This window comes from Streptomyces dangxiongensis, from assembly GCF_003675325.1.
In the GTDB taxonomy this organism is placed as follows: domain Bacteria; phylum Actinomycetota; class Actinomycetes; order Streptomycetales; family Streptomycetaceae; genus Streptomyces; species Streptomyces dangxiongensis.
Map to the genome: position 1 here is coordinate 2,349,847 of NZ_CP033073.1, position 14,450 is coordinate 2,364,296.

Annotated in this window: 11 protein-coding genes; 4 read left to right on the top strand and 7 right to left on the bottom strand. The window is 72.2% G+C overall.

Annotated elements, in window-relative coordinates:
• Positions 1–97: 97 nt before the first annotated feature.
• Positions 98–508: an ATP-binding protein gene (locus D9753_RS10350; RefSeq protein WP_121786731.1), complete on the bottom strand. Its 411-nt coding sequence runs from the start codon at positions 506–508 to the stop codon at positions 98–100.
• A 112-nt stretch (positions 509–620) separates the two neighbouring features.
• Between D9753_RS10350 and D9753_RS10355 the strand changes: the two genes are divergently transcribed.
• On the top strand, positions 621–1,427 hold the full coding sequence (locus D9753_RS10355; RefSeq protein WP_121786732.1) for a helix-turn-helix domain-containing protein: 807 nt from the start codon (positions 621–623) through the stop codon (positions 1,425–1,427).
• Positions 1,424–1,669 (top strand): DUF397 domain-containing protein, encoded by a 246-nt coding sequence (locus D9753_RS10360; protein WP_121786733.1) that lies wholly within the window; start codon positions 1,424–1,426, stop codon positions 1,667–1,669. The genes D9753_RS10355 and D9753_RS10360 overlap by 4 nt, the downstream gene beginning before the upstream one ends.
• Before the next feature lie 210 nt (positions 1,670–1,879).
• On the opposite strand, the gene D9753_RS10370 is transcribed toward D9753_RS10360, so the two are convergent.
• Both D9753_RS10370 and D9753_RS10375 read right to left on the bottom strand, forming a co-directional pair.
• Positions 1,880–3,268, bottom strand: a complete 1,389-nt coding sequence (locus D9753_RS10370; RefSeq protein WP_121786734.1) for a hypothetical protein — start codon at positions 3,266–3,268, stop codon at positions 1,880–1,882.
• A gap of 53 nt (positions 3,269–3,321) precedes the next feature.
• Entirely contained in the window at positions 3,322–6,333 is a 3,012-nt protein-coding gene (locus tag D9753_RS10375) for a glycoside hydrolase family 3 protein (protein ID WP_121786735.1), read from the bottom strand.
• Positions 6,334–6,457: 124 nt separating this feature from the next.
• Between D9753_RS10375 and D9753_RS10380 the strand changes: the two genes are divergently transcribed.
• Together D9753_RS10380 and D9753_RS10385 are read left to right on the top strand one after the other, a co-directional pair.
• A complete protein-coding gene (locus D9753_RS10380; RefSeq protein ID WP_121786736.1) occupies positions 6,458–8,323 on the top strand; it encodes a ricin-type beta-trefoil lectin domain protein in 1,866 nt (621 codons plus the stop codon).
• Between the two features lie 100 nt (positions 8,324–8,423).
• Positions 8,424–9,029 carry a GPP34 family phosphoprotein gene (locus D9753_RS10385; protein ID WP_121786737.1) on the top strand — a complete coding sequence of 202 codons (606 nt, stop codon included), beginning with the start codon at positions 8,424–8,426 and terminating at the stop codon, positions 9,027–9,029.
• Positions 9,030–9,288: 259 nt separating this feature from the next.
• Here D9753_RS10385 and cimA read toward each other — a convergent pair whose 3' ends face one another.
• The 4 genes from cimA to D9753_RS10405 form a co-directional block, all read right to left on the bottom strand.
• A complete protein-coding gene (gene cimA / locus D9753_RS10390) occupies positions 9,289–10,899 on the bottom strand; it encodes a citramalate synthase (protein ID WP_121786738.1) in 1,611 nt (536 codons plus the stop codon).
• 286 nt (positions 10,900–11,185) lie between these two features.
• Positions 11,186–12,496, bottom strand: a complete 1,311-nt coding sequence (locus tag D9753_RS10395; RefSeq protein WP_121786739.1) for an MFS transporter — start codon at positions 12,494–12,496, stop codon at positions 11,186–11,188.
• A gap of 38 nt (positions 12,497–12,534) precedes the next feature.
• On the bottom strand, positions 12,535–13,152 hold the full coding sequence (locus D9753_RS10400) for a TetR/AcrR family transcriptional regulator (RefSeq protein ID WP_121786740.1): 618 nt from the start codon (positions 13,150–13,152) through the stop codon (positions 12,535–12,537).
• A 247-nt stretch (positions 13,153–13,399) separates the two neighbouring features.
• Positions 13,400–14,443: an agmatine deiminase family protein gene (locus D9753_RS10405; RefSeq protein ID WP_121786741.1), complete on the bottom strand. Its 1,044-nt coding sequence runs from the start codon at positions 14,441–14,443 to the stop codon at positions 13,400–13,402.
• Positions 14,444–14,450 lie beyond the last annotated feature (7 nt).

Consider the following 14,450-nt stretch of genomic DNA (forward strand, 5'->3'; position numbering starts at 1 on the left):
CCGTGTGTCGTGGGGGGCGGCTGTGCAGGTGGTGCAGGCAGATGGTGCCCGAGTGCGAGGGCGGGCGCCAGAGGGCCGACGGTCCGGAGGTGCTCCCTCACCCCGGAGCCTCGAACTCGCACCAGACGACCTTGCCCGGGTTGCGCTCCCCCACCCCCCATTTGTCCGCCAGCGCCGACACGAGCAGCAGTCCCCGGCCGCCCTCCGCCTCCGGATCCGTCTCGCGGAGCCGGACGGTACCGGGGCCGCTGTCGTGCACCTCCATCCGCAGCCGGTCCTCACCGCGCGCGAGGTCGAACCGGACGGAGAAACCCCGGCCGGGCGGCACTCCGTGCAGCAGCGCGTTGGTCGCCAGCTCGCTCACGCACAGCAGCACGTCCTCCGTCCGCCGCCGCAACCGCCAGTCGGTCAGCACCGCCCGGGTGAACTGCCGTGCCGACCCGACCGACCTGCGGTCCTTCCGGAAGAACGCCACGCGTGTTTCGAGGGGTTGGGTTTCCTGGTTCATGTGACGAGGGTCACGGTGCGTGATTACAGTGGGCCACTGGGTGAGGTCGTAGAGACGGGTTGTACGGCTCCACTACGAGGACGTCCGTAGGGCACGGGGGAATGGCACACGCATGCCCAAGAAAGTCAGTACCTGGCAGGCGGTCGGCGCGTTGGTCGCGCACTACCGGAAGAAGGCGCACCTCTCGCAGGAGGCGTTAGCCGAGTACGTACACCTCCACGTCGACACCGTGGCCTCCATCGAGCAGGGACGGCTGGCCCTCCAGCCGTACCGCGCCGAGCAGTTCGACGAGGTGCTGGAGACGGGCGGGGCGCTGACGGTCCTCCTGGAGAAGCTGCCCGTCCGAGACCGGATCGTGCAGTTCGCGCAGGGGCTGGTGGATCACGAGCAGGAGGCGGTGAGCATCCTGTCGTACCAGACGCAGATGGTGCCGGGGCTGCTCCAGACCCGGGAGTACTGTCTGGCCGCCTTCGACTCTCGCTATCCCGCTCTCGGCAGCGAGACCGCCGAGCAGTGGGTGAACGCCCGCATGGACCGGCAGTTGATCTGGCAGCGGGACCGGCCGCCCGTGGGTCACTTCGTGCTGGAGGAGAGCCTCTTGCGGCGGGAGGTCGGGGGGCCGGAGGTCATGCGCGCGCAGATCCGGCAGATCCTCGAGTACACCGCTCCGATTCACATGAGCGTGCAGATCATGCCGATAGACCGTATGCCGCACGCCGGGCTAGCGGGCCCCATGACCCTGCTGGAAACCCCTGAATACGAGCGTCTGGCGTACCTGGAGGTACAGCGTGCCAGCTTCCTCGTCGAGGACCCCGACGAGGTCAGCGATTATCACCTGAAGTATGGAATGCTGCGGTCACAGGCCCTCTCACCCGACGAGAGCGTGCGCCTGCTGAACGGACTGCTAGGAGAGTCATGAACACCGCAGCAGCACTCGCATGGTTCAAGTCGAGCTACAGCAGTAACGAAGGCGGCAACTGCGTCGAACTTTCCTACGCCTGGCGCAAGTCCAGCCACAGCAGCAACGAGGGCGGCGACTGCGTCGAGGTGGCCGCCCACCCCGCCGCCATCCACATCCGCGATTCCAAGGCCACTGCCGGTCCGATCCTCACCCTCTCCCCCGCCACCTGGAGCGAGTTCCTGGACGGCATCGCCCGCTGACACGGTGTTCAGGACGAGCGCCCGGCCGGCCTTCAGCAGCCCGGCGGGCTCTCCGTCCGCGGTTCGGATGGATCAGCACCATGGCGTCGAGGGTGGCCGCCTCGGACCGGTACAGCTCCACGCGCGCGTCACGGACGGGGATGGCCGACCGGACCCGTCTCCATCTCGTCTGCGGTCAGCACAGCGGCGAAGCCCTCGGTTCTTCCTCCCCTAGAAGCCGCCGCCGAAGTCCCCTCCCCCGCCGCCGCCACCGAAGTCCCCGCCTCCGCCGCCGTCGAAGCCGCCACCGTCGCCGAAGCCGCCGCCGAAGTCCCCGGGGTCGAAGTCCGTGCCGGAGACGTCGCCGCCCTGGGAGCCGCCGTCGAAGCCGCCGCCGCCGAAGTCGCCGTACCCGCTGCCGTAGTCGGCGGCGTACGCGGGCCCGGCCATCATGCTGCCCAGCACGGTGCCGACGAGGAGGCCGGGCAGCAGGCCGCCGCCGAAGTAGCCGCCCGCCCACGGGCCGTAGGCCGGGCCCGCGTCCCAGTAGGGGCGGCGGCCGTACTCGGTGTCGACCTCGCGGATGGCGGGGTCGCGGCCGTCGGCCAGCCGGGCGGCGTCGGCCGCGCACACCGGGACCTGGCGCGGGGCGCCCGCGGACGGGGTCCAGGTGGCGTCGGTGACCGAGGGGCCGTGGCGGGGGTCGAAGAAGCACGGCGGCCGGCGTTCCGGCAGCGGGCGGCCCTCGCGGCGGGCGGCCAGCCGGGCGAGGGAGAAGCGGCCGTCCTCCAGGGCCTCGGTCACCGTCCGGACGTCCTCCGGGCGCCGGGCCGCGGCCATGCGCTGTTTCGCGTTCTCGTAGGCGTCCAGGGCGCTCGCGTAGTCGGCGCGCATCGCGTCGTCGGCGCCCGGTTCGGAGGGCTGGAAGTCCAGGCGGTCCAGTTCCTCGCCGAAGGCGGTGATGTCCTCGTCCACGACGACCCGGAGCCGGTCCAGGGCGGCCCGCTGCTCCTCCGCGCGGCGGCGGCGGTTGCGGCGGACCAGCGCGTAGGCGCCCGCGCCGCCGGCGACCACCAGCGCGCCGGCCGTGATCAGTCCCGTGTCGGAGACGCCGTTGCCGCCGTCCGTGCCGCCCCAGCTACTGGGGGCGTGGCCGCCCATGTTGGCCAGGGCGCGGTCGGTGAAGTCGGTGAGCTGGGCCTTGGCATCCTCGCCCTGGACGCTGCCGACCAGGTTCTGCCGGGCCGCGACCGACATGACGGTCGCGTCGGCGCGGGCGTCGAAGCGGTCGCCGAGGCGGATGCCGTAGAGGCCGGTGACCCCGGTGGCGGCACGCAGGTCGCGGAAGAGGTTCGCGGTGCGGTAGCCGGCCGGGAGGACGGCGACGAACAGGGGTTTGTCCGCGTCCTTGATCCGCCGGGCGAGCGTGTCGGCGTCCGCGGCGGAGAGCTGGTCCCTGGCCGCCGGGTCGACGTAGACCGGGCTGTCGCGCAGGGCCCGGCCGATCGTGGAGATGCCGGTGTCCGCCCTGGCCCCTGGCGCGAACGTGGTCGCCACCATCAGGGCCAGGACGGCCAGCAGCAGGGCGGGGAGGCTTCGGGTCCGCAGCACGGCCTTCATACTTCGAACCTACCCGAAGCCCGCCCGCATCGTTCATCGGTGACGCTCCCGCCTCAGGCGGCGCGGTAGGCCTCCGCCAGTTTCTCCACCGCCTTCCCGTACCTGCCGGTCAGGAGCAGGTGGTCGGCGTCGGCGAAGGGCTTGGCCACGGCCTGGGTGAGGTGGCCGTCCGCCTTCCGCTGGACGAGCAGCCGCGCCGTGTCCACCAGGGTGCGGCCGGTCCGGTCGTCGCCGTGGCGTTCGGCCGCGGCGGCCCGGACGGCGAGGCCGCGCAGGGCGGCCGTACCGCCCTCGGGGACGGGGGTGAGGGTGGTCAGGCCCCAGCCGTAGGGGTACTGCGGGTCGTACGACGCGTCACCGACGTTGATCGGCAACTGCGCCTCCGACTTCGGCCAGGTGACGGGGAGCTGCCCGGTGAAGGGGCGGCGCCCGTAGAGGACGTCGGCGACGCCCTCGCCCTCGGTGCCGGGCAGCCAGGAGGCGACCAGGGCGTCGATCCGGTCCAGCCGGTCGCCGAGGATCTGGGGCCGGCCCGAGACGATCAGCACCGCGCACTTCATGGCCGCGCAGACCTTGTCGACGGCGGCCCGGTCGGCGGCGGACAGCCGCAGGTCGTGGCCGTTGCCGACGTCGCCGACGCCCTCGGCGTACGGGGTCTCGCCGACGACGACCACGCCGGCGTCGTAGCCGCCGGTCGGGGCGGAGGCGTCCTTGGAGTAGGTGACGTCCCCGCCCGCCGCGCGCAGGCCCTGCAGGACGGTCGTGCCGGGCACGGTGTTCCCGGAGGCACCCTGCCAGGTGAGGGTCCAGCCGCCGCTCTGGTTGCCGATGTCGTCGGCGTTGGACCCGGCGACGTACACCTTCTGCGTCTTCCTCAGCGGCAGCAGCCCGCCCGCGTTCTTCAGCAGCACCTGCGACTCGGCGGCGGCCCGGCGGGCGACCTCGCGGTGTGCGGGTGAGCCGATCCGGGCGGCACCGGTCGTGTCGGCGTACGGGTGCTCGAAGAGACCGAGGCGGAACTTCTGGGTGAGGATGCGGGAGACGGCGTCGTCGACACGGGCCTCGCTGATCCGGCCCGCCCGCACCTCGTCGGTGAGGGTGGTGGTGAACTCCTTGTAGGTGTACGGCACCATCATCATGTCGACGCCCGCGCCGACGGACGTGCGGACGTGGGCCGCGTAGTCGCCGGGGAGCTGGTCGATGGCGTTCCAGTCGCTGATGACGAAGCCGTCGAAGCCCAGCCGGTCCTTGAGGACACCGTTGATCATGTCGCCGCGGGCGTGCAGCTTCACCGCGCCCTTGCCGTCGCCGGCGATGTCCAGGGAGGAGTACGACGGCATGACCGTGCCGATGCCCCGGTCGACGGCCGTGCGGTACGGCGCGAGGTGGACGTCCGCCAGCTCTTCGCGGGTGACGTGGGTGACGCCCTGGTCGATGGTGTACGTCCCGGTGGTCGAGGAGCCGTACGCGGTGCCGCCGTCGGCCACGAAGTGCTTGGCCGTGGCGAGGACCTTGTCGTCACGCTTCAGGTCCCGTCCGTCGGCGCGGCCCTGGAGGCCCTGGACGACGGTCTCCATGGACTGGACGAGGGCCGGGTCCTCGCCGAAGGACTCGTAGGAACGGCCCCAGCGTTCGTCGCGGCTCACGCACAGGCAGGGCGCGAAGTCCCAGGGGATGCCGGTGGCGCGGACCTCGGCGGCCGTCACCGATCCGGTCCGCTGCGCGAGTCGCGGGTCCCGGGTCGCGCCGATGCCGATGTTGTGCGGCATGACCGTGGCGCCGGACAGGTTGTTGTGGCCGTGGACGGCGTCGACGCCGTAGATCAGCGGGATCTGGAAGCGGGTCGCCCGGGCGCGGAGCTGGAAGCCGTCGATCATCCGGGCCCAGGCGTCGGGGGTGTTGGGCGTGGGTGTGGAGCCGCCGCCGGAGAGCAGGGAGCCGAGGGCGTAGTCGGCGATGTCGCTCTGCCGGGTCACGGCGCCGCGCTCGGCCTGGGTCATCTGGCCCGCCTTCTCGGCCAGGGACATGCGGCTCAGCAGGTCCTTGACCCGCTTCCTCACCGGCAGCCTCTTGTCGAGGTAGGGCAGTCCGTGCGCGTCGACGACGATCTGCGGGGGCTCGGCGGGGGCCTTCGCGCCGGTGACGGTGAGCTTCAGCGGGATCGTCTCGGCGGGTTCGGCCGTCCGGTCCCGGCGGGTGGGCACCTCGACGGTCCGGGCGGTGCCGGACGCGGTGCCGGCCGGGAAGGTGAGCGTGCCGGAGACGGGCGTGTAGTCGCCGCCGGGGTCCGCGGTGCCGTCGGCGGTGACGTAGACGACGGTGACCGGGGCGGTGAGGGGCTGGGCGCCGGTGGTGGCCACGGTGACCTTCACCCTGGCCGTGGCGCCCTCCTCGACCGGGTAGAGGGGCGCGTCGGTGGTGACGGCGGCGTTCAGCGACGGGTCGGGCGTGCCGTACAGCTCCACGTCGTCCAGGGCGAAGTCGCCCTTGGCGCCGGCCGGGAGGGTGACGGCGTAGCCCCACATCTCGGTCAGGCCGAGGACGTGGTCAATGCCTCCGACGGGCTGGTAGTCGGTGCGGTAGGTGAAGTCGGAGAAGGGAAGCTCGACCTGCTTCCAGCCGGTGAAGTCGTCGGTGAAGGAGGTCGTCCACAGTTCGGAGGCCTCGCCGTGGGCGCCGCCGTCCTTGATCTCGAAGACCGTCTTCTTCCCGTTGTTCCGGCCGTCCCACCACAAGCGGATGCCCCGGTGGGCGGACCAGTCGTGGGCGGGGGCGGTGGCGGCGAAGTCGTGGGTGAAGCCGCCGTATCCGCTGATGTCGTAGGTGCCGGTGAGGACCTTGCCGCCCTCGGGGGCGTCGGCGCGGTCCGTGAGCCGGAGGGCGGGCGGGTCGTCGGCGTCGCCACCCCAGGTGAAGAGGCCCTCGGCGGGCTGGGAGGCGAAGGGGACCTCGCCCTCGAAGCGGTCGACGGGTACGGGGGCCGGTTCGTCCGCGGCGTGTGCGGTCGCCCAGGGCAGCAGACCGGCCAGCAGTGCGGCGGAGGCGAGCAGGGCGGTTCTTCGCATTTACCTTCCCTCGGCTCTCTGGTTCACTCAGGACTTAGATCACGCCGTGAGTTAACTAGGGGCCCCCAGCCCCGTCAAGACGGCCCGTCAGCTCCTTCGCCCCCTACAGGAAGAGCGACGCACCATGAGGAGAACCCCCCGCACCGTCCGGCTGCTGCTCGCCGGGCTGCTCGCCGCCGCCGGCGTCACCGCCGCCGTACCCCCCGCGCACGCGGCCGGCGAACAGGTCACGGCCTGGCTCACCACCACCGACGACTCCGGCGGACGGCACGTCGTCCGCGGCCTACAGCCCCAGACACCGTTCGCCTTCCAGTCCGGGACGGGCGGCGCCGGCGAGAACATCACCGTGGACGAGAACACCCGCTACCAGACCTTCACCGGCGGAGGCGCGTCCTTCACGGACACCGCGGCCTGGCTGATGAACAGCAGCGGGGCGCTGTCCCAGGCGACCCGGGACGCGACCATGCGCAAGCTGTTCTCCCCCACCGACGGCATCGGCCTGTCGTTCCTGCGCAACCCGATGGGCGCCTCCGACCTCGCGCGCTACGGCTACACCTACGACGACGTGCCCGCCGGGCAGAGCGACCCGACGCTGGCGAAGTTCACCCTCGCCCACGACCTGGCCGACGTCGTCCCGCTCACGAAGCAGGCGCTCCGGCTGAACCCCTCGCTGACCGTGATGGCCTCGCCGTGGACGGCACCGGCCTGGATGAAGGACAGCGGCTCGCTCAACGGCGGCTGGCTCAAGGCCGAGGACTACGGGGCGTACGCCTCGTACTTCGTGAAGTACCTCCAGGGCTACCGCGACCAGGGCGTCAACGTCTCGTACGTCACCGCGCAGAACGAGCCGACCTGCTGTTCCGGCTACCCGTCGATGAGCTGGAACGCCGACGGGCTCGCATACTTCACCAAGAACGAACTCCTGCCGAAACTCCAGGCGGCCGGCCTCACCACCAAGGTGCTGGCCCACGACTGGAACTGGGACGTCTACGACTCCTACGCCGCCCGGACGGTGAACGACCCGGCCGTGCGCAACCACCCCAACTTCGGCGGCATCGCCTGGCACGGCTACGGCGGCGACGTCACGAAGCAGACGGCCGTGCACAACCAGTACCCCACGCTGGACGCCTTCGGCACCGAACACTCCGGCGGCACCTGGATCGCCGACCAGCAGCGCGAGGACATGAACAACATCATCGACTACACCCGCAACTGGGCGAAGTCGGTGACCAAGTGGTCGCTGGCCGTCGACCAGAACATGGGCCCGCACAACGGCGGCTGCGGCACCTGCACCGGGCTGATCACCGTGCACGACGGGGACGGCGCGAGCGGGACCGTGGACTACACCGTCGAGTACTACACGATGGGCCACCTGACGAAGTTCGTCCGTCCCGGCGCCCAGCGGATCGCCTCCACCGCCTCCACCACGGTGCCGAACGTGGCCTGGCGCAACCCGGACGGCAGCAAGGCGCTGATCGCCTACAACGGCTCGGCGTCGACCAGGACCGTGACGGTCAACTGGGGCTCCCAGCACGCCACCTACTCGCTGCCCGGCCGGACCTCGGCGACCTTCACCTGGTCCGGCACCCAGTCCGGCGGCGGCAGCCGGACCGGCGCCCTCACCGGGCTCGCCGGCAAGTGCCTGGACGTGGCGGGTGGTTCGAACACCAACGGGACGGCCGTGCAGCTCTACGACTGCAACGGCTCCGCCGCCCAGCAGTGGACGCTGACGGCCGACGGGGCGGTGCAGGCGCTCGGCAAGTGCCTGGACGTGACATCGGCTTCGACGGCCGACGGGGCCAAGGTCCAGCTATACGACTGCAACGGGACCGGCGCCCAGCGGTGGTCGTACGACGCGGCCACCGGCGACGTGGTGAACACGGCGGCCGGCAAGTGCCTCGACGTCACGGACAACTCGTCGGCGAACGGGGCCCGGATCCAGATCTGGTCGTGCACCGGAGCCGCCAACCAGAAGTGGACACTGCGGTGAGGCGGACAGGCGGACGGGAAACGGCCACCGCGCGGACCTTTGCCCGCCGGGGACGGTGTGCCGCGCTGCGGATCGTCCGCCCCCGGCCCATCGTGGGGGTATGACCACACCTCAGGATCTCTTCCTCGTCACCCTGGACGTCCCCGGCGAGCACCCGGTCGAACAGGGCGACCTGTCGCTGGCGCTCGCCGGGGCCGAGCTGATCGACCTGCTCGGCGTCCGGGCGCTCACCCTGGACGGCGAGCGCATCGTCCCGGGACCGGCGCTGACCACGGGTGACCGGATGCTGGACGAGGCGGGGGCGGCACTCGTCCGGGAGGGGCCGCACGAGACGGTCGAGGACTGGCTGTGGCGGCGGGGGGAGGGCCTGGCCGTGGCCTACCACGACACCCTGGAGGCCGGAGGGCAGCTCGACGGGAAGAGCGGCCACCGCTGGCTGCCGCGCCGCGCCGGGGCCGCCGCGCCGGCCGACACCGCGGCCCGCCGCCACGCGAGCGACCGCTGGGAGTCCCGCGACCCCGTCCTCACCGGCCTCGCCACGACCCTGGGCATCCAGGACGACCGGCCCGCCGGGGCCGAGCCCGGTGACGAGGCGGTCGTCACCGTGCTGGCCGCGGTCGGCGACGCGGTGACGGAGCTGGAGGCGGTACGCGAGCGGCGCCGCATCGAGAACATCGCCTTCGACAACATCTGGCGAGCACCCTGACCGCTCCAGGCGCGGGCACCCTGACCAGCTCCGGCACGCCCTGACCGGCTCCGGCGCGCGCGCCCTGGGCGGCTCCGGCGCGGGCGCCCTGAGCGGTTGCGGTGCGGGGGCCCTGAGGGGTGTGGGCGGTCGCCGTTCGGTGGCCGGACGGGATTGCCCGGTGGCCGGGGCATCGCCATGGCTCCGCCGGGCAGGGAGCGCGGGAGGGGCGCGGGGAAACGCTCGGACGGCCGCGGGCCGGCTCACGCCTGCTCGGTGGCTACTCCGCCGGTGTCACGCCCGCGCGCAGCAGGCCGTACGTGTACGCGTCCTCCAGTGCCTGCCAGGAGGCGGCGATGACGTTCTCGGCCACACCGACCGTGGACCACTCGCCCGAGCCGTCCGAGGTGGAGATCAGGACGCGGGTGGTGGACTGGGTGCCGTGCTTGCCCTCCAGGATGCGGACCTTGTAGTCGACCAGCTCCAGCCGGGCGAGCTGGGGGTAGATCCGCTCCAGGGCGACGCGCAGGGCGCGGTCGAGGGCGTTGACCGGGCCGTTCCCCTCGGCCGTGGCGACGATCCGCTCGCTCTTGGCCCACAGCTTCACCGTGGCCTCGTTGGCGTGGGTGCCGTCGGGCCGGTCCTCGACGATCGCGCGCCAGGACTCGACATCGAAGTACTTCAGCGGCCTGCCCTCGACCTCGGCGCGCAGCAGCAGTTCGAACGAGGCGTCCGCCGCCTCGTAGGTGTAGCCCTCCAGTTCGCGTTCCTTGACGCGCTCGACCACCCGGCCGACCAGTTCCCGGTCGCCGCCCAGGTCGATGCCGAGTTCCCTGCCCTTCAGCTCGATGGAGGCGCGGCCCGCCATGTCGGAGACCAGCATGCGCATGGTGTTGCCGACCAGTTCGGGGTCGATGTGCTGGTACAGGTCCGGGTCGACCTTGATGGCGGAGGCGTGCAGGCCGGCCTTGTGCGCGAACGCCGAGACGCCGACGTAGGGCTGGTGGGTGGAGGGCGTGAGATTGACGACCTCGGCGACGGCGTGGGAGATCCGGGTGGTCTCGCGGAGCTTGCCGTCGGGGAGCACCTTCTTGCCGTACTTCAGTTCCAGGGCGGCGACGACCGGGAAGAGGTTGGCGTTGCCGACGCGCTCGCCGTAGCCGTTGGCCGTGCACTGGACGTGGGTGACGCCCGCGTCGACGGCGGCGAGGGTGTTGGCGACCGCGCAGCCGGTGTCGTCCTGGGCGTGGATGCCGAGCCGGGCGCCGGTGTCGGCGAGGACGGTGGCGACGACCGCGTGGACCTGGGCGGGGAGCATGCCGCCGTTGGTGTCGCAGAGGATGACGACGTCGGCGCCGGCCTCGGCGGCCGTACGGACGACCGCCTTGGCGTACTCGGGGTTGGCGCGGTAGCCGTCGAAGAAGTGCTCGCAGTCGACGAAGACGCGCCGTCCCTGGCCGCGCAGGTACGACACGGTGTCGCGGACCATCGCCAGGTTCTCGTCCAGGGTCGTGCGCAGTGCCAGCTCCACATGCCGGTCGTGCGCCTTGGCGACCAGGGTGATCACCGGGGCGCCGGAGTCGAGCAGGGCCTTGACCTGCGGGTCCTCGGCGGCCGTGGCACCGGCGCGGCGGGTGGCGCCGAAGGCGACGAGCTGGGCGTGCCGGAAGTCGATCTCCTCCCGGGCACGCGCGAAGAACTCGGTGTCGCGGGGGTTCGCGCCGGGCCAGCCGCCCTCGACGAAGCCCACGCCGAAGTCGTCCAGGTGCCGGGCGATCGCGAGCTTGTCCGCGACGGTGAGGTTGATGCCCTCGCGCTGCGCGCCGTCGCGCAGCGTGGTGTCGAAGACGTGGAACGAGTCGTCGAGCCTGCTGGTAGCCGTCTCGGTCATTATCTCAAGGCTCCTGTTGTGGATCTTCGGTCTTTACCGGAATGACCGGCTCCACCGTTCCTCCCATGGTCCCTCGCGCTCCGCCGCCGGCTGCGGGTGGGCCGGAAAACGAAAAAACCCCTCGCGGGTGCGAGAGGTATGCGCGCGGGTCGAGGACGACGGTGGCCACCCGTACCTGGTCGTACGAGGTGGTCACTGCGGACCGGCGCGCCTGCTGCCCATAATCACGGCGAACGAGAACACGGGGGCAGTCTGGCACAGCACGGCCCCCGGCTCACCGGCCGTCTCAGGATGCGGTCGTCAGGCTGGACTCCCCGGCGCCCTCGGCGGCGTCGACCCGGGCCAGGTCCAGGTCCTTCGTCTCGCGCATGCCGACGTAGACCACCAGGGACACGGCGGCGCAGCCGGCCACGTACCAGGAGAAGCCGGACTCGGCACCGGCCTTCTTGAACCACAGGGCGACGTATTCGGCGGTGCCGCCGAAGAGGGCGTTGGCGAGGGCGTAGGGCAGGGCAACGCCGAGCGCGCGCACGCCGGTCGGGAACAGCTCGGCCTTCACACAGGCGTTGATGGAGGTGTAGCCGGTGACCACGGTCAGCGCGAGCAGGGTGAGGCCGAGGGCGGACCAGTAGCCGTGGGCGTGCCGGAGCAGCGCCATGACCGGGACCGTCAGGACCGTGGAGCCGACCGCGAAGGTGATCAGCAGCGGGCGGCGGCCGATGCGGTCGGACAGGGCACCGGCGAGCGGCTGGAGGCAGGCGAAGACGATCAGGGCGGTGAACGAGACCAGGGTCGCGGTCTGCTTGGACAGGCCCGCCGAGTTGGACAGGTACTTGGTGAGATAGGTGGTGTAGGTGTAGTACGCCACCGTGCCGCCCATCGTCAGGGCGACGACCAGGAACGCCTCCCGCCGGTGCCGCCACAGGGCGCGCAGGGTGCCGCGCTCCCCGGAGCCGGAGGTGTCCTCCTCGTAGACCTCGGTCTCCAGCATGCTGCGGCGCAGGTAGAAGACGACGGCAGCGCCGAGCGCGCCGACGACGAACGGGATGCGCCAGCCGTAGCCGTGCAGGGCGTCGTCGGACAGGGTGCGCTGGAGCACGATCAGCAGGCCGAGGCCGGCGATCTGGCCGGCGGTCATGGACACGTACTGGAAGCTGGAGGCGAAGCCGCGCCGCCTCGGATCCGAGGCCTCGGTCAGATAGGTGGCGCTGGCCGCGTACTCGCCGCCGACCGACAGGCCCTGGAGCAGGCGGGCGACGAGCAGGACGAGGGCGCCGCCGTAGCCGGCGACCCCGTAGGTGGGGGCGACGGCGATGAGGACCGCCGAGGCCGACATGAGCGTGACGGTCAGGGTCAGCGCCGCCTTGCGGCCCCTGCGGTCACCGACCCTGCCCAGCAGCCAGCCGCCCACGGGGCGCATGAAGAACCCGACGGCGAAGATGCCGGCCGTGTTCATCAGTTGCGCGGTGGGATTGCCGCTGGGGAAGAAGGCGCCGGCGAAGTACGGGGCGAAGCTCGCGTACACGAACCAGTCGAACCACTCGACCATGTTGCCCGCCGAGCCGACCCAGATCTTCTTCCAGTGTTGTCGTCCCATGCGCCCTTACCTGCCCGGCGGCAAAGGGAACGATTCCTTCAGGAGCCGTCGGCGAGGAGCGTGCCGGCGACGAACTCCCGCACGTGCGCGAGCACCTGCTCCCGGCCGGTCCCGCGCAGCCCGATCGCGACATGGATGGAGAACCCGTCGAGCAGCGCCCGCAGCCGCGCCGCGAACCGGTCCGCGTCGACCGCGCGGAACTCGCCGCGCGAGATGCCCTCGGCGACCAGCGCGACGAGATCCCGGTGCCAGGCGCCCTCGATGGCGGCCTGCCGGGCGCGGGCGTCGTCGTCGGCGTTCTGCGAGCGGTTCCACACCTCCAGCCAGAGCGTCCAGTGCGGGTCGCGGTGGCCGTCGGGGACGTACAGGTCGACGTAGGCGGCCAGCCGGTCGCGGGCCGGTGCGGACCGGGTGAGCAGCCGGCCGCGCTCGGCGCCGAGCCGGCCCTCGCTCCACTCCAGGGTCCGCAGCAGCAGCTCGTCCTTGGAGCGGAAGTAGTACAGCAGGTGCCCGCTGCTCATGCCGACCTCGCGGCCGAGCGCGGCCATGGTGAGCTTCTCAAGACCGCGCTCGGCGATCATGTCCATGGCCGCGGCGAGGACGTCCTCGCGGGGCGGGGCCGGGGTGCGGCGGCGGGGTGAGGGGGGCGTGCTCATGCCGGGACCGCCCGTACGGCGCCGGGCCGGACGTGGGGTTCATGGGGTGCGTGGGGCTTGCAGCGGCCGGCGGACGGCGTCGCCGGCCACGCTCCGGCGGTGGACGGGGCGTGCCGGAGTCCGCCGGGGGCCTGCCGCCCGCCGTGCGGCGGGTGTTCGGGCCGTCGCGGCGGCGGGCTGCTGGGACGGCGGCCGGGGGCCGCGCACACCTGGACGTTCACCCGTACGTTCTACCCGACGCCGGCCGTCACCGGGTCCTCGGCTGCTGCTGGGTGACGCAGTGGATGCCGCCGCCGCCCGCGAAGATCGTGCGGGCATCGACCAGGGTCACCGTCCGCTCGGGGAACAGGCGGCGGAAGATTCCGGCGGCGATCTCGTCGCGCGGGTCGTCGAAACCGCACAGCACCAGGCCGCCGTTGCACAGGTAATGGTTGATGTAGGAGTAGTCGGCCCAGTGGCCGTCGGCCTCCAGGACGGTCGGGGCGGGCACCTCCACGACCTCCAGGCGGCGGCCCCGGGCGTCGGTCGCCGACCTCAGCAGGCCGATGACCTCCTTGGTGACCTCGTGGTCGGGGTGGGCCGGGTCCGGCTGCTGGTGGGCGACGACGACCCCGGGGCGGGCGAAGGCGGCGACGATGTCGACGTGGCCGAGGGTGCCGTAGCCGTGGGGAGGGTAGTCGCCGGTCAGGCCGCGCGGCAGCCAGATCGCCTTCCGGGTGCCGAGGTGGGCGTGGATCTCCGCCTCGACCTCCTGGCGGGACCAGTGCGGATTGCGCTCGGGGCCGAGCTGCACGGTCTCGGTGAGCAGCACGGTGCCCTCGCCGTCGACGTGGATCGCGCCGCCCTCGTTGACCAGCTTCGAGGCGTACGTCCGCGCCCCCGCCAGGCCGGCGACGTACGCGCCGATCTCGCGGTCGTGGTCCCAGCGGGCCCACTCCTGCGCGCCCCAGCCGTTGAACGTCCAGTCCACGGCGGCCAGTCGGCCCCGGTCGTCGGTGAGGAAGGTGGGCCCGATGTCCCGCATCCAGGCGTCGTCCAGGTCCCGCTCGACGGTGTCGATGCCAGGGCCGAGCAGCGCCCGCGCCTCGGCGGTCCGGCCGGGCCCGCACACGACCGTGACCGGCTCGAAGCGGCGGACGGCGCGGGCGACGCACGCCCAGGCGTTCCGGGAGGCCGCGAGGTCCTCGGGGTCGTCGAAGGTGGGGTTGGAGCCCGGCCACGCCATCCAGGTGCGCTCGTGCGGGGTCCACTCGGCGGGCATGCGGAAGCCGTCGGCGGCGGGGGTGGTCATGTGAGGT